The organism is Lampropedia puyangensis, from assembly GCF_004833285.1.
Lineage (GTDB): Bacteria > Pseudomonadota > Gammaproteobacteria > Burkholderiales > Burkholderiaceae_C > Lampropedia > Lampropedia puyangensis.
Genome location: NZ_STFG01000004.1, coordinates 106,901 through 133,216 on the forward strand (window position 1 = coordinate 106,901; position 26,316 = coordinate 133,216).

23 protein-coding genes, 1 tRNA gene and 2 pseudogenes are annotated in these 26,316 nt (G+C 54.5%); 8 read left to right on the top strand and 18 right to left on the bottom strand.

The features are described 5' to 3' along the window. Positions 1-28: 28 nt before the first annotated feature. The 7 genes from rng to E9531_RS05945 all read right to left on the bottom strand — a co-directional run bounded on the left by rng (position 29) and on the right by E9531_RS05945 (position 6,989). Positions 29-1,606 carry a ribonuclease G gene (gene rng / locus E9531_RS05915; RefSeq protein ID WP_136572829.1) on the bottom strand — a complete coding sequence of 526 codons (1,578 nt, stop codon included), beginning with the start codon at positions 1,604-1,606 and terminating at the stop codon, positions 29-31. A 2-nt stretch (positions 1,607-1,608) separates the two neighbouring features. After that, a complete protein-coding gene (locus E9531_RS05920) occupies positions 1,609-2,298 on the bottom strand; it encodes a Maf family protein (protein ID WP_136572830.1) in 690 nt (229 codons plus the stop codon). 16 nt (positions 2,299-2,314) lie between these two features. Beyond that, positions 2,315-2,788 carry a 23S rRNA (pseudouridine(1915)-N(3))-methyltransferase RlmH gene (gene rlmH / locus E9531_RS05925; protein WP_136572831.1) on the bottom strand — a complete coding sequence of 158 codons (474 nt, stop codon included), beginning with the start codon at positions 2,786-2,788 and terminating at the stop codon, positions 2,315-2,317. Between the two features lie 77 nt (positions 2,789-2,865). Next, positions 2,866-3,822, bottom strand: coding sequence for an arsenic resistance protein (locus tag E9531_RS05930; RefSeq protein WP_136572832.1), 957 nt, complete (start codon positions 3,820-3,822; stop codon positions 2,866-2,868). Between the two features lie 97 nt (positions 3,823-3,919). After that, positions 3,920-4,813 carry an amidohydrolase family protein gene (locus E9531_RS05935; protein ID WP_244610003.1) on the bottom strand — a complete coding sequence of 298 codons (894 nt, stop codon included), beginning with the start codon at positions 4,811-4,813 and terminating at the stop codon, positions 3,920-3,922. Between the two features lie 11 nt (positions 4,814-4,824). Beyond that, positions 4,825-5,886, bottom strand: coding sequence for an isocitrate/isopropylmalate dehydrogenase family protein (locus E9531_RS05940; protein WP_136572833.1), 1,062 nt, complete (start codon positions 5,884-5,886; stop codon positions 4,825-4,827). 92 nt (positions 5,887-5,978) lie between these two features. Further along, complete coding sequence (locus E9531_RS05945) at positions 5,979-6,989, bottom strand: Bug family tripartite tricarboxylate transporter substrate binding protein (RefSeq protein ID WP_136572834.1); 1,011 nt, start codon at positions 6,987-6,989, stop codon at positions 5,979-5,981. Positions 6,990-7,119: 130 nt separating this feature from the next. Between E9531_RS05945 and E9531_RS05950 the strand changes: the two genes are divergently transcribed. The 5 genes and pseudogenes from E9531_RS05950 to E9531_RS17765 all read left to right on the top strand — a co-directional run. Beyond that, entirely contained in the window at positions 7,120-8,016 is an 897-nt protein-coding gene (locus E9531_RS05950) for a LysR family transcriptional regulator (protein ID WP_136572835.1), read from the top strand. Between the two features lie 106 nt (positions 8,017-8,122). Continuing rightward, on the top strand, positions 8,123-8,413 hold the full coding sequence (locus E9531_RS05955; protein ID WP_136572836.1) for a hypothetical protein: 291 nt from the start codon (positions 8,123-8,125) through the stop codon (positions 8,411-8,413). Further along, positions 8,413-10,746 (top strand): TonB-dependent receptor domain-containing protein, encoded by a 2,334-nt coding sequence (locus E9531_RS05960; protein ID WP_136572837.1) that lies wholly within the window; start codon positions 8,413-8,415, stop codon positions 10,744-10,746. Before E9531_RS05955 ends, E9531_RS05960 begins: the two co-directional genes overlap by 1 nt. Before the next feature lie 153 nt (positions 10,747-10,899). Next, complete coding sequence (mnmE, locus tag E9531_RS05965) at positions 10,900-12,327, top strand: tRNA uridine-5-carboxymethylaminomethyl(34) synthesis GTPase MnmE (protein ID WP_136572838.1); 1,428 nt, start codon at positions 10,900-10,902, stop codon at positions 12,325-12,327. Positions 12,328-12,395: 68 nt separating this feature from the next. Further along, a pseudogene (locus E9531_RS17765) lies at positions 12,396-12,573 on the top strand (transposase); the annotation flags it as partial. A gap of 180 nt (positions 12,574-12,753) precedes the next feature. Here E9531_RS17765 and E9531_RS05975 read toward each other — a convergent pair. Further along, positions 12,754-12,829, bottom strand: a tRNA-Arg gene (locus tag E9531_RS05975). A 223-nt stretch (positions 12,830-13,052) separates the two neighbouring features. Here E9531_RS05975 and E9531_RS05980 point away from each other — a divergent pair. Both E9531_RS05980 and galU read left to right on the top strand, forming a co-directional pair. Continuing rightward, positions 13,053-14,018 carry a ZIP family metal transporter gene (locus tag E9531_RS05980; RefSeq protein ID WP_136572840.1) on the top strand — a complete coding sequence of 322 codons (966 nt, stop codon included), beginning with the start codon at positions 13,053-13,055 and terminating at the stop codon, positions 14,016-14,018. A gap of 174 nt (positions 14,019-14,192) precedes the next feature. After that, positions 14,193-15,074, top strand: a complete 882-nt coding sequence (gene galU, locus E9531_RS05985) for a UTP--glucose-1-phosphate uridylyltransferase GalU (protein ID WP_136572841.1) — start codon at positions 14,193-14,195, stop codon at positions 15,072-15,074. 42 nt (positions 15,075-15,116) lie between these two features. Here the strand turns inward: galU and E9531_RS05990 are convergent, their stop codons facing one another. The 7 genes and pseudogenes from E9531_RS05990 to E9531_RS06020 form a co-directional block, all read right to left on the bottom strand. Beyond that, positions 15,117-15,860 carry a histidine phosphatase family protein gene (locus E9531_RS05990; protein WP_342210848.1) on the bottom strand — a complete coding sequence of 248 codons (744 nt, stop codon included), beginning with the start codon at positions 15,858-15,860 and terminating at the stop codon, positions 15,117-15,119. 5 nt (positions 15,861-15,865) lie between these two features. Beyond that, positions 15,866-16,486, bottom strand: a complete 621-nt coding sequence (locus E9531_RS05995) for a DUF4136 domain-containing protein (RefSeq protein ID WP_244610004.1) — start codon at positions 16,484-16,486, stop codon at positions 15,866-15,868. Positions 16,487-16,607: 121 nt separating this feature from the next. Further along, on the bottom strand, positions 16,608-17,573 hold the full coding sequence (gene ttcA, locus E9531_RS06000; RefSeq protein ID WP_136572842.1) for a tRNA 2-thiocytidine(32) synthetase TtcA: 966 nt from the start codon (positions 17,571-17,573) through the stop codon (positions 16,608-16,610). Between the two features lie 218 nt (positions 17,574-17,791). Continuing rightward, positions 17,792-18,026, bottom strand: a pseudogene (locus tag E9531_RS06005) (porphobilinogen synthase); the annotation flags it as partial. Positions 18,027-18,298: 272 nt separating this feature from the next. After that, positions 18,299-18,796 (bottom strand): hypothetical protein, encoded by a 498-nt coding sequence (locus tag E9531_RS06010; RefSeq protein ID WP_136572843.1) that lies wholly within the window; start codon positions 18,794-18,796, stop codon positions 18,299-18,301. 414 nt (positions 18,797-19,210) lie between these two features. Then, the gene (hemB, locus tag E9531_RS06015; protein WP_136572844.1) at positions 19,211-20,215 is read right to left on the bottom strand and encodes a porphobilinogen synthase; all 1,005 of its coding nucleotides are present in this window, start codon (positions 20,213-20,215) and stop codon (positions 19,211-19,213) included. 143 nt (positions 20,216-20,358) lie between these two features. Next, complete coding sequence (locus tag E9531_RS06020) at positions 20,359-22,242, bottom strand: glutamine--tRNA ligase/YqeY domain fusion protein (protein ID WP_136572845.1); 1,884 nt, start codon at positions 22,240-22,242, stop codon at positions 20,359-20,361. Between the two features lie 225 nt (positions 22,243-22,467). Here E9531_RS06020 and E9531_RS06025 point away from each other — a divergent pair, with 225 nt between their 5' ends. Further along, entirely contained in the window at positions 22,468-23,622 is a 1,155-nt protein-coding gene (locus tag E9531_RS06025) for a hypothetical protein (RefSeq protein ID WP_136572846.1), read from the top strand. A gap of 15 nt (positions 23,623-23,637) precedes the next feature. On the opposite strand, the gene rnhB is transcribed toward E9531_RS06025, so the two are convergent. From rnhB to lpxA, 3 genes are read right to left on the bottom strand one after another with little or no spacing between them, the layout of a single operon-like run. Further along, positions 23,638-24,300 carry a ribonuclease HII gene (gene rnhB / locus E9531_RS06030; protein ID WP_136572847.1) on the bottom strand — a complete coding sequence of 221 codons (663 nt, stop codon included), beginning with the start codon at positions 24,298-24,300 and terminating at the stop codon, positions 23,638-23,640. After that, entirely contained in the window at positions 24,272-25,453 is a 1,182-nt protein-coding gene (gene lpxB / locus E9531_RS06035; protein WP_244610005.1) for a lipid-A-disaccharide synthase, read from the bottom strand. Before lpxB ends, rnhB begins: the two co-directional genes overlap by 29 nt. Before the next feature lie 50 nt (positions 25,454-25,503). Then, the gene (lpxA, locus tag E9531_RS06040; protein WP_136572848.1) at positions 25,504-26,307 is read right to left on the bottom strand and encodes an acyl-ACP--UDP-N-acetylglucosamine O-acyltransferase; all 804 of its coding nucleotides are present in this window, start codon (positions 26,305-26,307) and stop codon (positions 25,504-25,506) included. Positions 26,308-26,316: the final 9 nt, after the last annotated feature.

A 26,316-nucleotide genomic window follows, 5' to 3' on the forward strand; every position in this document is an offset into this window, starting at 1 on the left:
TTCAAAGGAAAGTGCAAGGCAAACGCCATCACACCAACACGATGTCGTAGCGGTCGGGGGCCAGGCTACTTTCTGCCACCAGCGCAATGGGTTTGGCAATGAAGTCCGAGAGACTTGCCAAGTATTGGCTTTCTTCGTCAAGGAACAGCTCAATCACCTCGGGCGCAGCCAGCACCTTGATCTCTTTGGGGTTGAACTGGCGTGCTTCGCGCAAGATCTCCCGCAAAATGTCATAACACACGCTGCGCGGGGTTTTCACCTCGCCAGTGCCTTGGCAAATGTCACAAGGCTGCGTGAGCATGTGCGCCAAGGACTCGCGTGTGCGTTTGCGTGTCATCTCCACCAAGCCCAGTGGCGAAAATTCACATACCGTAGTGCGCACGCGGTCACGTGCGAGTTGCTTGCGAAACTCCTGCAGCACCGCTTGTTGGTGCTTTTCTTGCGTCATATCAATGAAGTCAACCACCACAATGCCGCCCAAATTGCGCAGACGCAACTGGCGCGCAATGGTTTGAGTGGCCTCAAGATTTGTTTTGAAAATGGTGTCGTCAAAATTGCGTGCCCCTACGTAGCCGCCCGTGTTGACATCAATCGTGGTCAAGGCTTCGGTCTGGTCAATGATGAGGTAGCCGCCCGACTTCAAATCCACCCGCCGCCCTAGCGCCCGGGTGATTTCCTCATCCACGTTGTAGAGGTCAAAAATAGGCCGCTCGCCACGGTAGAGTTGCAAACGCTCCAGCGCAGTAGGCGTGAATTCCTTGGCGAACTCTTGCAGCAAACCATATTGCTCGCGTGAATCAATCGTCACGCTGCGCGTGGCCTCGCCAACCAAATCGCGCAAGACGCGACGCAATAAATCCAGGTCTTGGTGCAACAAGCTGGTAGCAGGTTTGGACAAGGCCGCATGGCGGATTTTCTGCCACGTCGTACGCAGGTACTGGATGTCTTCCGCCAGTTCTGCATCGCTCGACTCTTCCCCATTGGTGCGCAAAATAAACCCGCCAGTGTTCTTGCCTGCTTCCGTGTGGGCAGTCACCAAATCCTGCAGGCGTTGGCGCAACGCATCGCGCTCCTGTGGTGGAATTTTCTGCGAGACCCCAATGTGGTCGTCCTGCGGCAAAAACACCAGCGAACGCCCTGCCACACTGATCTGCGTGGACAGGCGCGCGCCCTTCTTGCCAAGCGGGTCTTTGATGACCTGAACCACAATCGACTGCCCTTCAAACACTTGCTTTTCAATGGGCTGCAAAGGTTCCTGCCGGCGGATGGTGGCTAACGTCTCGCCACCACTTTGGCGCTGCCACACATCGCCCACGTGCAAAAATGCGGCCCTCTCCAAGCCAATATCGACAAACGCCGATTGCATGCCCGGCAAAACCCGCGTGACTTTGCCAAGGTAAATATTGCCAACCAAGCCGCGCTCCAGTGTGCGCTCCAAATGTAGCTCCTGTACCGCGCCGTGTTCAATCACCGCAACACGGGTTTCCTGAGGCGCCCAGTTCACCAGAATCTCTTGCACACCGGCTGGGTGTGGCTGGGGGGCAGAATGGTTAGCACCTGCATCTACAGACTGATGGGCTTGGCCTGAAAGGGACGATTCATGCATGATCAGCCTTGTGTATGGGGATTAGAGATCGAAGAAGAAGGATGCACAAAGGCACTGGTATTGCGCGCAACGGGTTGAGCCAACGATGCTTGCAAGAGTTGATAGGTCTCAAACACTGGCAGCCCCATGATGCCGGAATAACTGCCTTCAATATGTGCCACCATCGTGGCCGCCAAGCCTTGAATGCCATACGCGCCTGCCTTGCCCTGCCACTCTCCCGAGGCGATGTAGCCATCAAGCCAAACCTGGCTCACATCAGCAAATTGCACTTGCGAGACTGAAAGCGCTTGCCGCACCTGTCCATCCAGCGCCACGGCCACTGCCGTCAATACGGCATGGTTTTGCCCTGATAACGCACCCAGCATCTCGCGGGCTTCTTGTGCATCAACGGCTTTACCCAGAATGCGCGGGCCCAACGCCACCGTGGTATCAGCACACAGAATCGGCACTCCAGCCAAGCCACGACGCTGTGCCCTGCGCATGGCAGCTTGCAACTTCAGCCCAGTGACGCGCTGCACATAGTCACGCGGCCATTCGTGCGCGAGCGTTGCTTCCAGTGCTTCTAGTGCATCGGGGTGGTCGCTAGGATCTGGGTCATCTGCCTGCGGCAGTAGCAGCTCATGCGCCACGCCCATTTGGGTAAGCAACTGGCTGCGGCGCGGACTTTGCGATGCGAGGTAAACGAAAGGCATGAAGGGCGCGCGAAGATTACTCGCGGTGGTAAGGGTGGTTGTTCAAAAGCGACCAAGCGCGGTAGAGCTGCTCGGCCAACAGCACCCGCACCATAGCATGTGGCAAGGTCAAGTCTGACAAGCGCATCCGCTCGTTAGCAGTCTCGCGCAACGCGGGCAATAGACCATCAGGCCCTCCAATCACAAACACGATATCGCTGCCCAGATCGCGCCAGCGCGCAAGCCGTTGGCTCAACTGCATGGTCGTGCCTTGCTGGCCACGCTCATCAAGCACCACGATATGCGCTTGCGGCGGAAATTGCGCCTGCAGGCGCTGGGCTTCGGCCGCCATCATTTGTTCGGCAGTCTTGCCGCTGGTGCGTGGCTCAGTTTTCACAGCGCGTAATTCCAGCCGCATATCGGCAGGAAAACGCTTGGCGTAATCGTCATACCCTTCTTGAGCCCAGGCGGGGACTTTTTGCCCAACGGCAGCAATGATCAGTTTTCGCATAGCCGCCATCGTAGTGCAAACCACGGCCAGCCAAGCGCCCGCTGGCCGGTTACTGCATTGCTGCCTTAGCTGCGCTTTCAGCGTATGCGCTGCAAGACCGCCAACAGCACCATGATGGCCAACAACTCCACCACGGACTGCAGCACAATCACACTGGCGGCCAATTCCATACCTTGGCCTAAGGCCAGTGCGATAGGCAGCATGACAAACGAATTGCGTGTCCCCAAGCTCATCACCAATGTTCGCGCTGGGGCAGGCCCTAAATCGCACCATCGCGCCAAGGCCAACGCTAGGGCACATGCCAGCACAGCAAACAGCGTAAAGACCAGTGTTGGCCGCGCAAACACTGCAACTGCCATGGAAGCCGTTTGCAAAGCCTGCGCTTGCGATGTGGCAATCAACCCAATCACCAAAGCCAGCATGGGCACCGGCCACCACGCCATGCGGTCTATCCATCGGTGTACCGTCGCTCGCTGGCGTGCCCCCCACTGCAAGGCCCACGCCACACATAAAGGCAACACAATCAAGCCCACGGCCGCAGCCAATACCCGTGGCTGCCATAGCCCGGCAAGCACTTGGGCGTCCAGCATCCACCACACATACAGGGGCAATAGCAGCAGTTGCAGCAACAAAGCCAGCGGCGTCCAGGCAATCGCGGCACGCACATCCCCCTTGGCCATTTGGGTGAAGGTAATGAACCAATCTGTACAAGGCACGCACAACACCAGCACCACACCCAATTGCACTGCTGGGTACGGGCCAGCCAATGGCAATAAACAAGCCACTAACAAAGGCAGCAACACAAAATTACCCACCACCAATGCCGCCAATAAACGCCGCTGAGCCAACACCAAAGGCAACTGACGAAGCGGCGTTTGGGCAAACGTGGCCAACAGCAGCAAGGCCAATGCAGGCCACAGCAACCACTCAGCCATTGGCGCAGCATGTGGCACCAAATGCGCCAAACCCCAGCCTAGCGCTATGGCACAAAGGTAAATCCAGACTTGGTGTTGTTCAAGGTGTTCGCGTTGCATGGCGGCATTATCTGTGCTGGCGCAGCATACTCACCCCACACTAGGCCAGCTACGCCACATTGCATGCATGTGTGATGCTTATGCATCAGGTGCCCACTCATTGGTTTGGTACTGCACCCTCAAAGCCATAAAGTTGTTGAGGATTTATCACCATGACTTGCTGTCTGATTTCGGGTGTTGGAAACCAAGTGAGCGCCTGAACATGCAAGCCATCACTAGCAATGTTGCGATACGCGCTGACTTCTAACCGATGCTTTCCGGGATCGCGTGCTGTGTGTGGCCAATCACTTCCCCACAACAATCGATCAGGACGCAAGGCCAACCACCGCGCAGCCAAGATGTCCGCAGCATGCAGCGAATCTAGCAAGACATCAGATAAGCGGTAGGAACCCGACAACTTGATATAGACACGGCCTGAACTCAGCAACTCTTCCAACGGCTCCAACGCGACCGCATCACACGCCCATTCAGCAGGCACCATTGCGAAATGATCTAGCACCAGCGGCACAGGCAATTGCAGCAAACGGGGAGACAATGCGCGCAACACACTGTAAGCAGCGTAAACCTGCAAATGCCATTTCAGTGGGGCAATCTGTTGCGCCGTATGCTCGAGCATCGCCCAAGCAGCCTCCAAATCGCGTGCACCTGCACTTTCCAAATTCACGCGTACGCCACGTACGCCAAGGGCATGCCATTGCTCCAGTAATTCGCGGCGGTGTGCCGCGTCAATCACGGCAATACCACGGCCTGTGCCCCCCATGTGCTGCAAACACGCCAACATGTAGCGGTTGTCAATGCCGTACACACTCGGCTGCACCAACACAGCCCGCCCCAAACCCAGTCGTGCCTTGTGCGCGCGCAAATCGTTTAGTGAGGCCTCAGCAGGTGTATAGGCACGCGCATCATGCATGGGGTAATCATGAGCAGGACCGATGACGTGCACATGGCAATCACAAGCGGCCGAAGGCAATGCGGCAAGGTTCTCAGGCATCGTCGCCCCTGTTATGTCTGCAAAAGTTGCTGCACCACGGCCTGCCCGGTTTCTGCAGTGCCGAGTGCTCCACCCAAATCCACCGTGACCTGCCCTTGCCGAATCACTGCTTCAACCGCATGGCCAATGGCTGCAGCCGCGGTTTCAAATTCAGGACGCTTGGCTTTGCGGCCATACCAGTCGAGTAATTGCACAGCAGACAGCACCTGTGAAAAAGGATTGGCAATATTTTTACCAGCAATATCTGGCGCAGAGCCATGCGCGGCTTGCCCCATCGCGTATTGGCTGCCTGCATTCAGAGACCCCCCCAAACCCAGACTGCCCGATAACTCTGCCGTGAGGTCAGAGAGGATATCTCCGAACATATTCGTAGTTACCACCACATCAAAACGCTGCGGTGCGCGCACAACGTGGGCCATCATCGCATCCACAATGATGTCATTGACCTCCACTTGCGGGAACTCGCGCGCCACTTTCAGGCACTCTTCGATGAACATGCCATCGCCAATTTTCAGCACATTGGCTTTGTGCACGATGGTGACTTTGCGCTGTCGCGTCATCGCCAACTCAAAGGCAGAGCGTGCAATGCGTTCACAGCACTCGCGTGTAATGCGCCGCAATGACACGGCCACATCCGGCGTGATCAGCATTTCACTGCCGCCCGATGCAATATTGCGGTCGGCGTAAAAACCTTCGGTATTCTCACGCACCACCACGAGGTCAAATGTGCCCAAGCGGGGCGTTAGCCCCTCATAGGTTCTTGCCGGGCGAATGTTGGCAAACAAGTCCAGCTCTTTGCGGAAAAACTTGGATGGATTGATCTCTCCTTTGGCTTCGTCTTTAAAGTCATAGGTGGCCATTGGCCCGAGCATCAAGCCATCCGCGTTTTTAACTTTTTCCAACAAGGTCGGGGTCACGGTCGCACCATGCTGGCGCAAGCTCTCATGCCCTGCTATCTCATGCTCAATCTGTAAATTGAGATCAAAGCGCTGCGATGCGGCCTGCAACACGCCCACTGTTGCAGCCATCGTTTCCGGACCAATTCCATCACCGGGAATTACCACCAATTTCATATATTTACCTTAACCGATGTGCCATGCGGCACCCTTGACCATACAAACTGCTTGCGCACAAGACTTCACAGCACAGGTGCAACAAGCACCATTTATTCCACTTGAATGCCCGTGGTCTCAATCAATACACGGTATTTCGTTGCCTCTTGCTGAACATAGGCCTCAAAGGCTTGGGTGCTGAGTGGCTCCACCGCACTACCCTCATCAATAAAACGCTGGCGGATATCGGGCGTTTGCAAGATGTCGTTGATCTCTTGGTTCAAGCGCTGCACCACGGCCTCAGGCGTTTGGCGCGGCGCAAAATAGCCTCCCCACAGCGTGAAGTCGAACCCCGGCACTGTTTCGGCCACAGCGGGCACATCAGGCAACGTCGCCAGCCTCTCTTTAGAGCCCACCGCAATCGCTTTGATACGCCCACCCTTGACGTGCGGCAAAATCGCTGAAGCACTGGAGAAAAATATGTGCACCTGCGCGCCGATCACATCGTTGATCGCCTGCCCTGCGCCACGGTACGGCACATGAATCATCTCGGTGCCCGTATGCATGGCCAAAGCGGCCGCAGCCAAATGCCCAGGCGTTCCTGTACCAGAAGAGGCATAAGCCACTTGCCCAGGGTTGTCTTTGGCGTAACGAATCAACTCTTCCATCGTATTGAATGGCGCGCTCGCAGGCGCCACCAACACCAATGGAGAATTGCCGACCAGCGCTACTGGACGGAAATCCTTGACGGCATCGTATCCGGGCTTTTTCATCGTGAAACCATTGATGGCCACTTCCCCCGTTTGTCCCAGCATCAAGGTATAGCCATCAGCAGGGGCTTGCGCCAACAATCGCGCACCCAAGGCCCCACTGGCACCAGGGCGGTTATCCACCACCACGGCTTTGCCTAAGCGTCTGGCCAGCGGTTCGGACAATAAGCGGGCAAACACATCGCCTTGCCCACCTGGCGCGTAGGGGACCAACACCGTCACTGGCCGATTGGGATAGTCGTCGCGGTCATTCGCGCTTGCTGCAGCACTCAGCGTCAAGGCAGCCAAGCCCAAAGCAGCCAAGCAGCATTGGCGCCGCGCAAAAGAAAAAAGTGAATGGCGTTGATTCAGCATAAAAAGTCTCCTGTCTATTTGTTTGATACCAGCAAAGCACCAGCACCGTGCTTTTTTGTATGTCGCCATCATCGTTTGCCAACAATACGGTGTAAATTGCAAAAATTCTTTTGATTATTTCGTTTTTGTTATGAATTTCGATCTGGGTGATCTACGTGCTTTTGTGGCTATCGCTGATTTGGGCAGCTTTCGCGCTGCTTCTGAGCAGCTGCACCTCTCTCAGCCAGCACTTTCGCGTCGCATCAGCAAGCTAGAGGAGGCACTCGGAGTTCGCTTACTCGAACGAACCACCAGACGTGTTGAGCTCAGTGCCTTGGGTGTGAATTTCGTCACACGCGCACGCCATGTTTTATTTGAAGCGGAAAATGCTTTGCTCGGTTTGGCCGATCAAACCGACCGCATCTATGGGCAGGTTTCAGTGGCCTGCGTTCCTTCTGCAGTGGAAACCATCTTGGCCAAAGTGGTGGGGCCATTCCATGCAAAGTACCCGCGCATGCGTTTGCGCATCCTGGACCAATCAGCCCCTGACGTTTTGACCGCCGTCATGCGGGCCGAAGCGGACTTTGGCGTGAGCTATCTCGGTTTGCAAGACGCAGACTTGGATTTCTCTCCTCTGGCAAAAGAATCTTATGTCATGGCCTGCTTGCCGCAGCACCCATTGGCCAAACGAAAACATGTCACCTGGAGTGAAATGGCAGAACACGACTGTGTCGTGCTGGCCGCAGGCAGTGGCAACCGCTTGCTGATCGATAAAGAATTGGCCGATGCTGGCGTAGTGTTGCGGCGCATTTCATGCGAAGCACTGCATGTCCCGGCCTTAATCAGCTTGGTGAAAGCAGGCGTTGGTGTGGGGGCCATTCCCCGCTTCGCGCTGCACCATGGGCACAACGAGCCCCTCATCCGCATTCCTTTGCGCCAACCCACCATCCAACGCACGATTGGCATCGTGACCCGGCGCGGGCGCCGCCTTCGCCCCGCCGCAGAAGCTTTTCTAGAAATGCTTTTCGCTACTGAGGTCTCGTATTAGCTCCTGCACACCATGCAGAGCATACATAAATACCGCACTGAAAGTCACGCCAAATGGCTAGAACGTCTTTACGACTTCCACGCAGGCTGTGTTGGAGCCTAAGAGGATGCAGGACGCAGCAAAAACTGCAATCGGGCTATCTGATCGGCAAGGATTCTTCACACAGCAGGTTCTTTGCGCGTTGCGCGGCTGTGTTGAGGTCGTGGACGCATTCTTCAAAATCCGTCGCAAAAATAAAACAAAAAACACACCAATAATAGGAATTGTTTTTATTTGTAATCCATTTTTGACAGAATGTGCGCACATACCCACCACACAACTGTCTTTAGTGACTCTTTCAGTCCATAAAGGTCGCGGTGTTGCTTTTCACATGGATCTACAGGAGACCTTGCTTTGATGTCGATTTCCCCTCTTTTGCGTGCCCAACGCCACCCTATTGGTGTGTCTGTGGCCTTGCTGTGCATGTGCACCAGCTTTTCTCATGCCCAAACCACCACAAATGATGAGGCGGTACTAGGTGAAGTGGTGATCTCTGCGGCAGGTTTTGAGCAAAAAATCACCGATGCACCAGCAAGTATTTCGGTGGTCAGCCAGGAAGACTTGAGCAAGAAACCCTACACCAGTCTGATCGATGCCGTACGCGATTTGGAAGGCGTGGACGTGGGCGAGACCTCGGACAAAACCGGCCAGCGTACGATCAGTCTGCGCGGCATGGGTGCAGATTACACCTTGATCTTGGTCAACGGCCGACGCCAAAGCAACCATGGTGATATTTACCCCAACAACTTCCAAGGCAACCAATTCAACCACTTGCCTCCGCTAGATGCGGTGGAGCGGATCGAAGTGATTCGTGGCCCAGCCTCAACGCTGTACGGTGCAGACGCCATGGGTGGCGTGATCAACATCATCACCAAAAAAGTCACCAATGAATGGCATGGCTCTGCCACAGTTGGCCGCACCTTTCAACAAAAAAGCGAATACGGTGACGTATCCACACTCGACTTCGACCTGCGCGGCCCCATCGTCAAAAACTTGCTGGGCATCAGCCTGCGTGGCAGCGTGTATGACAAAGATCCATCCAGTCCTGAGTATGCTCCAGCCGTCGATCCCAACGGGGTTGTTCATGAACGCAATCTAGGATTTGGTGCAGGTGGTCGCACTGTGGAAAACACCAACAAGGCTATTGGCATGAGCCTCTCGCTCACCCCTGATGCGCGCCAGAGCATCACTTTTGATTGGGATATTTCACGCCAAAAATACGACAACGCACAAAGCCAACTGGGCACCTTAGACAGCCCAAGCACGATTTGGCGTGCCAGCGGTGGCGTAGTGCAACCACGTGTGGGCTACACCGCAGATCAGAAATTCACCCGTGACAGTTGGGCCATCACACACGACGGCGACTGGGACTTTGGCCGCAGCTTTGTATCGCTAGGTTACGTCAAGACGGATAACAAAGGCCGCACCCTGCCTTTCTCAACCGATGAACGCCACCTGTTGCAGCAAATGTGGGACGGAACAGGTGCCTATGCCGGACTGAGCCAAGCGGATCGCCGCGCCCTTGCGGCATCCATCTTCTTACCGCGTGCTGCGAGAACCTTAGAGAGCAACCAATACACGTTAGATGCCAAACTCGATATTCCGCTACGCAATCTGGCAGGGGACCATACGCTGGTGGTGGGCGGACAAATCATTGATGGAGAACTGCGTGATGGTGTCTTTGGCCTCGAAAGCGGTCTGTCACAAGGCAAGCAAAAACAAAAAATGCAATCCGTCTTCATTGAAGATAACTGGATGCCAACCGAAAGCTTCACATTGACTGGAGGTCTGCGCTATGACCACCACAATACGTTTGGCAGCCACGTTTCGCCACGCCTGTATGGCGTGTACACATTCAGCCCTGAATGGACAGTCAAAGGTGGCGTCAGCACTGGGTACAAGACCCCAAAAACTACCGATTTGTACGATGGCATTACTGGCTTTGGCAGCCAAGGTGTGATTCCTTTTGCAGGTAACCCTAACCTGAAACCTGAAACCAGCGTCAACAGTGAGCTGGCCGTGTACTGGAACCATCCAGACCGCCATAGCTTTAACGCCACGGTATTCCACAACAACTTCAAAGACAAGATTGAAACGGGCACAGCAACCCAGTCGTGTGCGGCAACTGCAGGTGTGCGCCCCTGCGTGAATTTGGGCTCCTATGGCGATTTGGGCTATACCACTTACGCACAAAAAATGAATGTCGACAAAGCTACCATCATGGGGTTAGAGTTGGCAGGCCGCTACCAAATCAATCCAACCATTGGCCTGCGCGGCAACTACACCTACACTGACAGTGAGAAAAAATCAGGTCCAGAATCAGGTCATCCGCTGACCAATCTGGCCAAACATATGGGTAATATCACCGTCGACTGGCAAGCACTGCCCAAGCTCAACACATTCTTGACAGCAGAGTACCGCTCCAAACGCTACCGCGGCACTGACAGTGCGACAGGCACGGAACTCTACTGGAAAAGCTACACCCAGCTGCACGCAGGCGCAAGCTATGAAATCAACAAAACCTTCTCCATCACAGGCCGTATCAACAATCTGCTGGACCGGGACTTTACCGGCTACCGCACTTTGTTCGCACCAGATGGTAATGGTGGGTATGAGGCCAGCTACCAAGACGACTTCAACAACAAGGATGCACGCCGCAGCTTCTGGATCAGCATGAACGTACGCTTCTAAACCAGCACCTGCACACCTGCAAGCCCCTTGGCACAGCGCCCGTGCCAAGGGGCTTTTTGCCGCCACCGCTGTTGCAAAAATGAAGTACGAACCAACTATGATCATGCCCTGCGCTTCGCCTTGCCCCCCTGATTACCTTTCAATTGCCAGCCTATGCACACCGCCGACAAACACCCAATCATTGCCATCGCCACCGCATCAGGCCGTGGCGCCGTTGGCATTGTGCGCATCTCTGGGCGCAACCTGCAGCCATGGGCGCAGCAGTGGTTAGGCCACTCCCTGCGAGCACGCCATGCCCATTACCTGCCCTTTCCAGACGATACCGGCCGTGCGATTGACCAAGGACTGGCACTGTTTTTTCCCGCGCCACACTCCTACACAGGTGAAGACGTGCTGGAGTTACACGCACACGGCGGCCCTATCGTGCTGCAATTGCTGGTCGCGCGGGCACTACAAACTGCCAATGCACTGCAAGACAGCAGTACTACAACAGCATGGCTGCCTGATTTGCGCCTGGCCGAACCGGGCGAGTTCACCCGCCGCGCTTTTCTGAACGACAAACTCGATCTGGCCCAGGCCGAAGCCGTGGCCGACTTGATTGACGCCACCACCGAAAGTGCCGCCCGCAGCGCCAGCCTGTCACTCAGCGGTGCATTTTCTGACGCCATCCACTCCCTGCGCGATGGCTTCACCCATCTGCGCATGCTGGTTGAAGCTACGCTCGACTTCCCAGAAGAAGACATCGACTTTCTGCAAGCGGCCAACGCCCGCGGGCAACTGACCGAACTGCGCCAGCAACTCACCACCATCGGCCAGCGCGCACGCCAAGGTGCGCTGCTACGCGATGGAATGCATGTTGTGATTGCCGGACAGCCCAATGCGGGAAAAAGCTCACTGCTCAACGCATTGGCGGGGGCAGAGCTGGCCATCGTCACCCCCATCGCAGGCACCACGCGTGACAAGGTCGAGCAAACCATCCAGATTGAAGGCGTGCCACTGCACATCATCGACACCGCTGGTCTGCGAGAGACGGACGACATAGTTGAACAAATTGGCGTGCAACGGGCATGGGAAGCCGTAGACAAAGCCAACGTCGTGCTGTTTCTGCACGACAGCGCCCAAACTAAAGACAGTAGTTACCAAGCCCGCGATGCAGCGATTCTTGCACAACTGCAGGCGCGCCTGCCCCACCATGTGCCCGTGCTCGATGTGTGGAACAAAACCGACCTCGCCGTAGCGCCTGCAGAAGCGCCCTCCAGCCATGCCAGCGCTGCTTTGCGTATTTCTGCCAAAACCGGCCAAGGCCTAGATGCCTTGCGCCAGCAACTGCTGCAACTGGCCGGGCATGAAACCGTCACCGAAGACATCTTCATCGCCCGCGCGCGCCACCTGCAAGCCTTAGCGCAAGTGGATGAACACCTCAGCCTTGCTGAAGCTCACATCGACAGTCCCGCCCCTGCACTGGACCTGCTGGCCGAAGAGCTGCGCCTGGCCCAACTGGCCCTGAACCGCATTACCGGCGAATTCACCGCCGATGATTTACTGGGCGTGATTTTTTCGAGTTTTTGCATCGGGAAGTGAGTTAGGGACTGTGGAGGCTTTGATGCACAAATACCGGCATCTGAGCGTTAGGATTGCAGAATGAGTGAATCGACTTGGGGCAAGAAACGAACTGGAAAGAATGCAGCGCTTCATTGAAGACCATGGGGAACCAAGACGGTATGGCTCGATAAGAACATGCAGTGGCTCGCACCAGCCAGTGGCAAACGGAGATTCAATCCAAAATATTCAGAAGCAGCCATCCAGTTCTGTCTGACTATCAAGTGCTGGGACTGAACAACTAAAGCCCCTCAAAAGAACCATCCAAAACAAAAAAACCGGCCTCAAGCCGGTTTTATACATATCCATATCACATCTCACGCGCCCGTTTACAGGGGCAAAAGGTGGGGCAAAAAGCATCATATCAAAAATATCTTCCGCCACACAAATATAACCACCTGATTTATATGGCGCGACTGGTAGGAATCGAACCTACGGCCCTTGGCTTCGGAGGCCAATACTCTATCCACTGAGCTACAGTCGCATCCATCGTGAAACCTAAGCGCGTTCACGATGCTAAGCTTTTGATTATCGCATGACTTCGCCTTATGGCGCGTTATTCGCCCCGTATCAGCGAATTGCAGCTCTACCTTTCGCCTCCTAGACTGAACGACAGAGGAAACCGGCTGTACACAAAGACATATAGCCAAGGCCTATAATGATTACTCATTCTTAATAAAGCACAGTTTTTGTGTGCCACGTAATTTATGACTCTCAGCTTGATTTTGTTGGCAACATTGCTGGCAGGTGTCGGCAGCGTTTGGATTGCTGCTAGTCTCATTCGCCTGGGAGTAGGCGGGTCCTCTGCGCGTATTCAAGACCACCATTTGCTGAGCTTTGCTGCTGGCGCATTGCTTGCCACTGCTTTTGTTCACTTATTGCCAGAAGCGATGGAGACTCAGTCAGTGAGCGTGCACAGCCTATTTGCAGTGTTACTAGGAGGTTTAGTGGCCTTTTTTTTGCTCGATAAGGCAGAAATATGGCACCACGGTCACGAGCACGCGAATGAGCACCCCCCTCACCAACACGGTCACCAGCACCATGCACACGGACATACACACGCCAAGGGGACATGGGCTATTTTGGCTGGCGATAGCGTGCATTGCTTTGGCGACGGGGTGCTGATCGCTTCTGCTTTTTTGGTTGATTGGCGATTAGGACTGATTGCAGCACTATCCGTCCTAGCTCACGAAGTGCCACACCACATGGGCGACCTAGCGGTCTTAATGGGCGGCACCGCCAATCCCCCCTCCTCCGTCATACATCGACCAAAACAAACTGCGGCTATCGTTAAACTTTCCATTGCAGGAGCCGTCACAATGCTCGGCGGACTTTTGGGATTTTTCGTATTGCGCTTGATCAATGACCAATGGCTGCCGTATTTTTTAGTTATTGCCTCTAGCAGTTTTATTTACGTTGCGCTGGCAGACTTGATTCCTCAATTGCAAATGCAATTAACGGCTAAACAAACCGCTATTCAGGTGGTGTGGCTTTTAGCGGGGATGCTGTTGGTTGCATTGGTCAGTTCAAGTCTGCACCATGAACATGATGGGCATGGTCATTCACATAACCACAGTACAGCAATGCCCGCTGAAGAGCTTAGTAGTTTTCGCCAACATCCATTGCACTTTGAAAATATACGCATTCAACCAGCACCAGCCACACAGCCATAGTGCGGCAAGTAGCACGACAGGAAGACCTCTCGTGCAAAGTCCAGTCCTCTGCTGTTCGCACGCATATAAGGATTGCCCCACAGCAACCTAGGTCGATTTACACTGCATGCTGTTGAACCAACGCCCAAAAGGCCCGCAATGCGCTCTTCTCCTGATTCACATCAAGCCTCATTTATGCCTATCCGCAAAGCAGTGTTTCCTGTAGCAGGCCTAGGCACCCGCTTCCTACCAGCGACCAAAGCCGCCCCGAAAGAGATGCTGAATGTGGTGGACAAGCCCATCATTCAGTATGCAGTCGAAGAAGCCTATGCCGCCGGTATTCGGCACATGGTGTTTGTCACCGGTCGCAGTAAACGTGCCATTGAAGACCATTTCGACACTGCTTTTGAGCTGGAAAGTGAGCTCGAAGCCGCCGGAAAGAATGCTCTCCTCGAAGTAGTACGCAGTGTTAAACCAGACGATATGGTCGTCACCTATGTTCGCCAGCCCCGCGCGTTAGGGCTCGGTCATGCCGTGCTGTGTGCCGAACCTTTAGTTGGTGCCCAACCGTTTGCCGTGCTACTTGCTGACGATTTAATGACCGGGTTGTCGGGGGGGCCGAATGTATTGACGCAAATGGTTCAAGCTTACGAGCAAAGTGGCGCCTCCATCCTGGCTGTACAAGAAGTGCCCGAGGAGCATGTTTCGCGCTACGGCATTGTGGCAGGGCAAACGCTCAATGCACAAACCACACGGGTAGAGCGTATCGTCGAAAAACCAAAACCAGAAGTCGCTCCCTCGCGCCTTGCGGTGGCAGGTCGCTACATTCTTTCTGGCGATATTTTTGATGAAATTCGCAATTTGCCTAAGGGTGTTGGTGGAGAAATCCAGCTCACCGATGCCATTGCAAGCTTGCTGCAAAAACAAGCAGTTCACGCATTCGCCTATGAAGGCAAACGCTACGACTGCGGCAGCAAAGAAGGTTTTTTGCAAGCCACGGTCGAAATGGCCCTGCAACACCCGCAAGTGGGGGCATTTTTCCGCAATTATCTGAAAGAACTACCTATTCAGGCCTGACCACTCTGTCTCGACCACATCGCGCATGAAAAAGCGCACCGATCAAAGGTAATGCTTTTTCATAACATCTTCTGATGCTACAGAACCCTGCTTCACTTCAACAGTCGACATGCCATCAAGATGCGTAACATCCCCCCATGCTAACAATTGCAGCCCTTGACTCGTCCACAACAAGCGATGGACCGACGTGTTGTCGATGACCCAGCTGCGCTGGGTCTGTAAATCCAGTCCCACGGCATCACGGTATAGCATATCGAGAACACCACCATGCGCCACAACCGCAATATGTTGGCCACAGTGGCGTTGAGCCAGTCGGTACACCGTTTCAAGCACTCGTTTGCGGAAAACTACCATCGACTCACCTTCTGGCGGTTGATAGTGTGGGTCTCGGGTTTGAAATGCAGTCGCAAGATGCGGATTTTTGGCAAACATCTCTGCCAAAGTTTGACCTTGTAATACACCAAAACATCTCTCGCGCAAACCTTGATCTGCCAGAAGCGGTGCGCCAATTTGATTGTGCAGCGCTTGCGCCGTCTGCCATGCGCGAGACAAATCACTGCTGTAGATGGTCACCATATCGCTACCATCCAACGCTACTGCCATTCGCTCTGCTTGCTCTTGACCACGCGCATTGAGAGGTATATCCATATGCCCCTGAATGCGCCCACCTTGATTCCAAGCCGTTTCACCATGGCGAATCAACGTCAAACGGGTCACAGCCAAAGGGTCGGATGAACCATCCAACGCAGAAAAAACAGAGGTCTGATCAGGCAGTGTATCGGTCATCGGTATTAAGGCAGCATTTCATGCCGAAGTCGACGTTCACCCTGAGGGGGAGTTGGAAATCCATCCAGCGCCGATTGAAAAAGCATGCGGTAAATGGCTTCGTCATTGGTCCAAATGTCATCGTAGCGCGCGCTACTCTCAAAAACAGGTTTTCCCTCGGCATCTCGCAGCACCAAGCGCACCTCACGCACATACAGCGTAGGGGGTAAGTCACGCCAACTGCCGTAATACCCAAACGCAGGATTCCATCCCCAAGGACCGTAGCCAAATCCGACATTCAAATTGTTATAGTGCGGCCAGTTCGGCAGGTAGGAACTTGAATAAGCACTCAACTCCAAGCGCAATGCACCATGTGCATCGTCGCGCTGCATGCCTACCTCAGTCAGTGCCAGGGTAGCTAAACGCTCGATCATGCTTCGATAAGGCGTATCTTCCTGCTGCGATGGCAACCGCTCCAATCGGTATGTGGGTGGTGCAGGCATGGTCTGAAGGGTGGAATAACTGCGTACATCGTTATCAACCACGCGCGTAGAAGCACAGCCAGTCAATACCAACGCCATCACGCAAAAACCCACACCAATACTGCGCTGTAGCCAGCACATCAAGGTGTTTTTGAAAGCATTCATATCAACACATCCAAACAACGAACAGGCAACCAGTATAGGCAGTAGAGCGAATCTGATGCGGAGTAACCACGCTGCGAAAAGATGCAACACTGCTGCGGCAGAAAATTCTGCACTTTTGCCATTAAGCGCAAGTGTCTTGCGCTGCAGCCTGTGTCTGCTGCACGCTGATGGCAATACCCAGCGTGTCGCCTTCAGCCTGCGGCGCAAAATTCTCGGTGAATGTATCTGGGTCGAATGCCGTATCACCATTGGGATCTGCTTGGCCAGTAGCTTTCGCAGCTTTGAAATCATGCAACTTAGGATCCATCATGTGGGTGGTCACCACGTTTTGCATCGAACGGAACATACTCTCCAACCGGCCAGGGTATTTTTTATCCCAATCGCGCAGCATATCTCCCACAATTTGGCGCTGCAGATTGTCTTGGCTGCCACAAAGATTGCACGGAATGATCGGAAACTGCTGGTACGCAGCCCACTGGCTAGTGTCCTTTTCAGGGATGTAGGCCAGCGGACGAATCACCACATGCTTGCCATCATCGCTCACCAATTTAGGGGGCATTCCTTTCATGCGACCACCAAAGAACATGTTGAGCATCATGGTCTGCAAGATGTCATCGCGGTGGTGCCCCAAGGCAATTTTGGTAGCCCCCAGCTTTTCTGCCACGGTGTACAAAATTGCACGGCGCAAGCGGCTGCACAAACCACAGGTGGTTTTACCTTCTGGAATCACGCGCTTGACGATGCTGTAGGTGTCTTGCGTTTCAATGTGGTAGTCCACGCCGAGCGACTTCAAGTACTCGGGCAAGATGTGGTCGGGAAAGCCGGGCTGCTTCTGGTCAAGGTTCACAGCCACAATACTGAAGGACACGGGCGCGCGTTTTTGCAGCTTGCGCAAAATGTCCAGCAAGGTGTAGCTGTCTTTGCCACCAGACATGCACACCATAATTTTGTCACCCTCTTCAATCATGTTGAAGTCAATGATGGCGCGCCCCACTTCACGGCACAGGCGTTTTTCCAGCTTGATGGCTTCGCGCCGGGCTTTATCGGCAGACTGAAGGCTGTGTTGGGGCTCAGTAATCGTATTCATGGCTAGCAATCAAGCGGGGCAACAGGATAAAAAAAGACGTGCCATCAATCAGCAACTGGGCGTTGGCACTGCGCACCAGCAATCAAGGCAAAAAGACAAGGCCGAGACAACGCATCGGCCAAGGTGCGCATTTTAACAAGTCTGCTTTTTCCTGTGCTGCGCTTGCAGCGTAAATCCTTCAATGCCTGCGAAACATTGATTCACAAGCAACCTTACTTCTATTGGCGCAGCAGGCGTGCGGCATCCAATGCGAAACAAGTCAACACGCCATCGGCACCAGCGCGTTTAAAGGCCAGCAGACTCTCCAGCATCACTGCATCGTGGTCGATCCAGCCGTTTTGCGCAGCAACTTTGACCATGGCGTACTCGCCGCTGACTTGGTCAGGCATACGTTGGTACGCCAAACGCGTCTTTCACGCGGCGAACTACATCCAAACAGTGCAGGCCGCATTTATCCTTAAAAGCAAGCAGACAATCTCAGACACGGTGTTTACCCAAAGAGTCTGAATCACCGTTGAGAAGCTTTGCTAAACCAATGAAGCTATGACCAGATCGTCTTTGGCTGAGTGGATTTTTAATGCGATGCAGCCACGTATAGAAATCACTATGCAAGACATTGAGTATGCTGCATACCAATCACCCCTCTCAGATCGTTTGGTGCTCGCCACAAACTTGAATAGCGCATCCACTACCATGCAGATGGCAAGATTTTCTTGAGGGTTACTTTATCGTGATTGATTCTTCTGCAGCTTTGCTGAACGCCGGCGGTTGAGAAAAAATGGCGCGCTGGCTAACCCGAGTGCTAACACAGCGGTTATGCCTAAGCTACCAATAGGAACGGGCCGCGCCACTACAGGCGCGGCAGTTTGAGCTGGCTGAATGCTAATCGGGTGCGGGCCTGAGAATCCTCCACCTGGGGCCCATCCCATCATGTTGACACCTAATGCCCATCCATAGGCGTTGCCTGCATAGTTGAGTTCAAAGTCACCAATTGAGTCTGGCACGACACTCAAACGAACGGTGCCTGTTAGCGTAGTTGGGTTGGCTGGATCAGGAATGACAGAAATGCCAGGAGCTGCATGCAGCACTTTCCATTCGTAGCCTGCTTGCTGCGTTAGTGGAGCTAGTCTGTCGCCCAAACTAAAGTTTCCAAGACAATTAGTGGCCCCTGGATAGTTATCAACGGTCAGTGAGCAGGCTTGTACGACCCACGTCGTAGGCATCTGAACTGCTACTTCAGCCAAGCATTGATTTGCAACAGCTGGGGGGCAGACAAAGCTATTGACTGTGACGGCTAGCTCAACATTAAATGCCTCTCCATCAGTGGCAGTGCTTGGTTGATCCACTGCATCAAAGTCAACACATCCCATGAGACTGGATGCAATCACGCCAAATAAGCCATACCGCCAAAAAATCATCTGTCATCCTTGTTGTTAACATTATTTTGATAATTTTACGGTATGAGACAGGTGGGCGTGTCCTCAATACACATTGGAGGTGAAGATTCTGAAGCAGTGGCTGAAGCTGATCGCATGGGCAATAAAGTCAGTCGATCAGAGCGTGCTTTGCGAGGGCGACGCATACAGAGTCTGCAGCCTGCACTCTTGAGCCTGTCTACTGCAGCGTTTTGCTGGGCCTCATGCTGAGCGCAGTAGGCGCGCTGCATCCAACGCGAAATAAGTCAAAACGCCATCTGCACCAGCGCGTTTGAAGGCCAGCAGGCTTTCCAGCATCACGGCATCGTGGTCGATCCAGCCGTTTTGTGCGGCAGCTTTGACCATTGCGTATTCGCCGCTGACTTGGTAGGCGTAAGTAGGCACGCCAAACTCGTCTTTTACGCGGCGTACGACGTCCAAATACGGCAGGCCTGGTTTGACCATCACCATGTCCGCGCCTTCGGCAATGTCCAGCGCCACTTCGCGCAAGGCTTCGTTGCTGTTGGCAGGGTCCATTTGGTAGGTTTTCTTATTGCCTTTACCCAGATTCGATGCACTGCCTACCGCACTGCGGAATGGACCGTAAAACGCACTGGCGTATTTGGCTGCATACGACATGATGCGGGTATGGATAAAACCATTGCTCTCCAAGGCTTGACGGATGGCGCCAATGCGGCCATCCATCATGTCGCTGGGCGAGAGAATATCAACACCCGCTTCCGCATGTGAGAGCGATTGCTTGATCAGCGCCTCAATGGTTTCATCGTTCAGGATGTAGCCGGTCTCATCAATCAAACCATCTTGGCCGTGCGTGGTGTACGGGTCTAAGGCTTGGTCGCTCATCACGCCCAGTTCAGGGAAACGGCTTTTAAGCGCACGCGCAGCGCGTTGAATAATGCCGTCATCACGCCATGCAATGCTGCCATCAGCGGTTTTCCCTTCCGGGTTAGGCACGCCAAACAAATCCAGCACAGGCACGCCAAGCTCTAACGCTTCTTCGGCGACTTTGAGCAGTTCATCGCTGGACAAGCGCTCCACACCCGGCATCGACGGAACCGGCGCGCGGCCTTGTCCCTCATGCACAAAGACCGGCAGGATGAAGTCATCTGCCGTCAAGGTGTTCTCCCGCATCAGGCGGCGCGAAAAATCATCACGGCGCATGCGGCGTGGGCGGGCGAGTGGGTAAGGACTATGGATGGTTTGCATGACAATGCTCCTAACAGCTCAAATGAAGCGCGCTGTACTGGTAATTGCACTGGCTGGTACCCAGTCTCTGCTGAGGCAAAGCGGCTTCAAGAAATATCAATGACCCGCAATAGAGTCGAGACGCGTTCAAAGAAAACAACTGATTACGGCTTCCAGCCATCCTTCAAACCACAAGCGCGGTTGAAGACCAGTTTTTCTGCTGTCAACGGTGTTTTGCGATCGCGTATGAAGTAGCCTAAGCGCTCAACTTGCTGCGGTTTGGGTTCTTCGCTTTCGGCTTGCAGGGTTTGCAGCAAGCCGGCTTCCACATAGCCTTGCACGACGTTGAGGCTGTTGGGGTTTAGCTCTTCGCTCAGGTCGGCTTCGCCAGGGTGCTCAACTTTGAAGAGGCGTTCGTACAGGCGGAATTCGGCAGGCGTGGCGTTGTGTGCACCCACCCAGCCGATCACGCCTTTGACCTTGACGCTGTCAGCACCCGGTGTGCCGCTTTTCGTATCCGCAATCACTTGTGCCAGCACTTTGGTGACCTTACCTTCGGCATCTTTCTCGAAGCCGGTACATTCGATGACGTAGCCGTATTTCAGGCGCACTTTGTTGCCTTCTTTGGGTTGGCCATCCCCGCCCGTGTAAGGCGGATACAGGCGGCGGTAGCCTTTAGCGGGCACTTCCATGAAATCTTCCGCTTCAATCCAGCTTTCGCGACCTAAGGTGAACTGGCGCTGACCAGCCGCCTCGTCGTGTGGGTTGATGGGAGCAAGGCACGGCTCTTGATGGCCTGCACCAAACAACTCATCCCAATTGGTAAGTTCGAGTTTCAATGGCTCCAGCACGGCCAATGCGCGTGGTGCAACGGGGTCGAGCACGTCGCGTAGAGTCCCTTCCAAGGTGCTGTAGTCAATCCAGCCGCCAGATTTGGACACGCCAGAGCGCTCGCAAAACAGCTTGATCGCATCGGGCGTGTAGCCACGGCGGCGCAAGCCTGCAATGGTCGGCATGCGTGGGTCGTCCCAGCCGTCCACATGGCCTTCTTCGACCAGTTGGCGCAAGCGGCGTTTGCTGGTGATGACGTGGGTCACATTCAGACGCGCAAACTCGTATTGGCGTGGTGGCGGGGTTTGCAGCAAGCCGCCTTCGCACAGCTTGGTCAACAGCCAATCATAGAACGGGCGTTGATCTTCAAATTCCAGCGTGCAGAAGCTGTGGGTGATTTGTTCCAGCGCATCCTCAATCGGATGGGCGAAGGTATACATCGGGTAGATGCACCATTTGTCACCCGTATTGTGGTGCGTGGCACGGCGAATGCGGTAGAGCGCCGGGTCACGCATATTGATATTGGGGCTGGCCATGTCGATCTTGGCGCGCACCACGGCAGCGCCATCGGGCAGCTGGCCGTCACGCATCTCACGCAGGCGCGCCAAATTCTCGGCAGGTGTGCGGCTACGGAATGGGCTATTGACACCGGGGCGGCCAAAATCGCCACGGTTGGTGCGCATGTCTTCGGCGGATTGTTCATCCACATACGCGTTGCCCGATTCGATCAAATATTCCGCCGCGCGGTACATGAAGTCGAAGTAATCGCTGGCGTAGTACACATGCGGCTGCAGCGCACCGGGCTGGCCTGGCACATCGGCGTATTCGGTGGAGTAGCCCAGCCACTGCACCATCTCGCGGATGGAGTCGACGTACTCTTGCTCCTCTTTTTCAGGGTTGGTATCGTCAAAACGCAAATGGCAAGCGCCGCCATAATTTTGCGCCATGCTGAAGTTGACCCAAATGCTCTTGGCATGGCCTAGGTGCAAATAGCCATTGGGCTCAGGCGGGAAGCGCATGCGCACCGCTGCGGGGTCTTGAATGCCTGCTGCGTGGTGCGCGGCATCGCCCGGGCTACCGCCCCATTGGCGCTGGTGGTATGTGCCTTGCTCCAAGTCTTGTTCGATGACGTTGCGCAAGAAGTTGCTGGGTTTGGTGCTGGCGTCGGCAGCATCGGCCGCTGCGGTGGCGGCAGGGGAGGTATGCGGTGTGCTCATAGTGCTGCAATTGTAGGCTGGCGCCAATACGCTTGCAGACGATTGCGGCCTATATGCGAACTTTAGCGCTTGGTCTGCGCAGCGCCCTCACGTTACAAAACGACAATCATTCACATGACTGAAGACCATAAATAATGATGTAATGCGCCGGTTCATCCGCTTAGCGCTTGGCCCTTGCTATGCAGTCCGATTGCATCTGCCAATGGCATAAGAAGGATGCATTCTTTGTCTATTTTTATCAAACACATGACCAAAACACTGCTCAGTCTCTTGATCGGCGCCGCCTTGGGCGCAGGCGTACTCACGGCCATCAACCACTCCCGTGTAAATAACGGCGAAACCAGTGCAACAACAAGCCGCAGCGGGGCCGCCACCATCACCGCCAGCAAGCCCTATTCAGGTGAGATCAACAAAAACAGCTACGTGAATGTGGCAGATGGTAGCCGCAGCCAGGTATTCAGTTTTGCTGCTCAAGAAGGGCAATTGCTGAACATTCAAGCCAAAGGCGCACTGGAATCGCGCATCAGCGTTTTGCGTGACGGATACCTGATGGCCAGCACCGATCAGCAAGGTGGCGGCTTCAACCTGTGCGAGTCTGGCTCTAACGTACTACTCAAACAAAGCCGCTTGTTTTATGAGGCCGATCGCACGGGCAATATTGACATTGCCGTTAGTGGCACAGGAGCGTATGCATACGGTCCGTTTGAGCTTGAGGTGAAACTGGTCGAGCCTCCCGCAGGTGGCGCGAAAGACAACAAACTGGTGCTTGATACGCCCATCAATGCCATTGCCACAGGGAAAAATCAAACCTATACCCTGCCTGTCACCCAAGCAGGCCTCTACGCCATCGAACTCAACAGCTGCGATTTTGACGGTTACCTGACCATTACCGGCAACGGCGTCAACCAAAGTGATGATGACAGCAGCGGCAACCACTATGACCCCCGCATTCTGGCGTGGTTAGAGCCAGGTGACTACGCTATTGCAGCCAGCAGCAGTGGTGGCCAAACCATGCGCGGACAGTACAGCATTCACGCCAAGGCGGAGGCTTTGCCCTCTGGCGCAGAATTCCAACGCAGTGGCGCATTACAAGCAGGCAAAACGGTGCTCAGCTTGGTCGATCCCAATAGCAATGCCTCTTACAGCTTCACGCTCCAACGCCCCACAGAAGTGGTGTTGACTGCGCGCAGTGAAACCGTCGACGTCCAACTCTCGCTCGACAACGACGAGAACTATTGGAGTGATGACGACAGCGGCGGCGGTATGCGCGGTACAGATGCGCAAATCCGCGAAATGCTGCCAGCCGGGCACTACACCGTACGCCTTGGCGGCTATGGACAAGGCTTTGCGTTTCTCTCGCTAGAACTCAGAAACCAATAATGCAGAGCGCCAAGCTCAAGCCGAAACAACTGTTTTAGGCTTGAGCTTGCCTGCCAGTTTGGCTTGTGCCACAGGGGCAAAGCTGCTGCGATGCAAATCACATGCCCCGTGCTGCTGCAGTGCAGCCATATGCTGCGCCGTGCCATACCCCTTGTGTTTGGCAAAGCCATACACTGGAAAGGCCCGATCAATCTCTTGACACCACTGGTCGCGATGGACCTTCGCCAAAATCGACGCAGCGGAAATGGCTTGCACTTTGGCATCTCCCCCGACAATCGCCACAGAAGGGACTGACAGCACCGGCGTGTGGTTGCCGTCTACACAGACCAATCGCGGAACGATGCGCAGCCCAGCCACGGCACGTTGCATAGCCAACATAGTGGCCTGAAAAATATTAAGCCGATCAATTTCCTCGACGCTAGCTTGCGCGATGCAGAAAGCCAACGCGTGGGCCTTGATGGCACTGGCGAGTTGTTCGCGTTTTTTAGCGCTCAAACGCTTGGAGTCATTCAAGCCTTCAATAGGCTGCAAGTCATCCAAGATCACTGCGGCAGCCACGACTGGCCCCGCTAATGGACCACGCCCGGCCTCATCAACACCGGCGTGCAAGGTTGGAAAAGTGTCGTCCCAAGGCATCTCTGTCTGTGCCTTAGCGTGCAACAAGGTTTTGGATAGCATGCGCGGATATTTCTGCTGTGTTGGCCTGCAACGACTGGTGCAGGCCTAATAGTTTTTCTTGTAACGCCTGCCACTGCGCATTACGGCTGAGACTGGCTTGCAGCCACTCGTGCGTGCTTTGCGCCAGCGCTTCAGGAGTTGCTGCGTCTTGCAACAATTCCGGCACGGCCATTTCACGCAACAAAATATTGGGCAAACCAACCCATGGCTGCAACTGCTTGCGCCGCATCAGCATGGCACTGATGGGGTGCATAGCGTAACTAATCACCATAGGCTTTTTAAACAATGCTGCTTCCAGCGTCGCAGTTCCACTGGCAATCAGCGTCGTATCACAGGCCTGCAATGCAAAATGCGACTGCCCTGCCAACAAGCGCACTTGTGCTTGCATGCCATGGATTTGCAGCAAACGTTCCACACGAGGCACTTGCGCAGCAACACTGGGCAAAATCAATTGCAGCGTAGGATGCTGTGCCAACAATGCTTTAGCTGCCAGCAAAAAACGAGGCAACAAATAATCAATCTCTTTACTGCGACTGCCTGGCAACAAGGCCACTACTGGCGCCTCAAGAGGCAACCCCAGTGCAACACGTGCCGCTTGTGTATCGGTATGCAGGGCAATGGCGTTGGCCAGCGGGTGCCCGACAAAACTGGCGGCAATTCCATGGTTTTGCAACAGTGCAGGCTCGAAGGGAAAGAGACACAGCACATGATCCACTGCTGAGCGAATGGTTTCCACCCGCTCAGGGCGCCACGCCCAAATAGAGGGACAAACAAAATGCGCCGTCGGTACACCGCCTGCACGCAAACGTTTCTCTAAACCCAAGTTGAAATCGGGTGCATCTACACCCACAAACACGTCAGGTTTTACCGCCAAAAGCTGATCACCCAGAGTACGCCGAATACGCAACAAGCCAGCAACCCGCTTGAACACTTCCCAGCTGTAGCCATGCACTGCCAGACGTTCGCTAGGCCAAAGGGCTTGAAAGGCCTGCTGCTGCATTTTCTCGCCACCAATACCCCAAGCCTGCACACTTGCACCTTGTTGAGACATGCCTTGCAGCAACAAAGATGCCAGTAAATCACCAGAAGCTTCTCCCGCCACCATCCCCATACGCAAGGGCGCCGCAACAGAGCTTGTAACAAGAGAGTTCATGTCATTCAAGAGGGAGTGGAGTCACGTCAGGCCCGACGTGACCATGCGATTTAGCGTGCAATACCCCGTTCGGCCTGCTGCACGAAAGCAAGCACGGTCAGCACGTCTTCCCACCCATCACCCTGCACCACGCGAGTCTGCAAATCTTGCAGCTGCTCACACGCCTCTTGCAACGTATTGCCGTCACGGAACACGATGCGGTATGCGCTTTTCAGGGTACTGATCTGGTTGGCATTGAAGCTGCGCCTGCGCAAGCCTTCCACGTTCAAGCCGCGAACAGCAAACGGATTCCCACCGGCCAGAACAAAAGGCAACACGTCCTGCGACACATGACTGGAAAAACCAATCATGGCGTGCGCGCCAATGCGCGTGAACTGGTGCACACCAGTTAGGCCGCCAATAATGGCCCAGTCCCCCACATGCACATGACCTGCCAATGCCACGCTGTTGGCAATCACCGTATGGCTGCCCACATGGCAATCGTGTGCAATATGGGCGTAAGCCATGATCCAATTGTCATCACCAACATGCGTTACACCACCGCCCTGGGCCGTACCCGTGTTGATCGTAGTGAATTCGCGAATGGTGTTACCACTACCAATATGCAGCTCAGTGGCCTCGCCTGCATATTTCTTGTCCTGCGGCGGACCACCAATACTGGCGTGCGGATGGATCGTATTGTTCTCGCCCAGCGTAGTGTGCCCATCGAGCACACAGTGCGCTCCAATGCGCGAGCCTGCCCCCACGCGGACATGCGGGCCAATCACAACAAAAGGGCCTACTTCTACCGTAGGATGTAATTGCGCATCAGCATCAACAATGGCGCTGGGGTGAATCAGGGCGTTGTTTGTCATAAGCGTCCT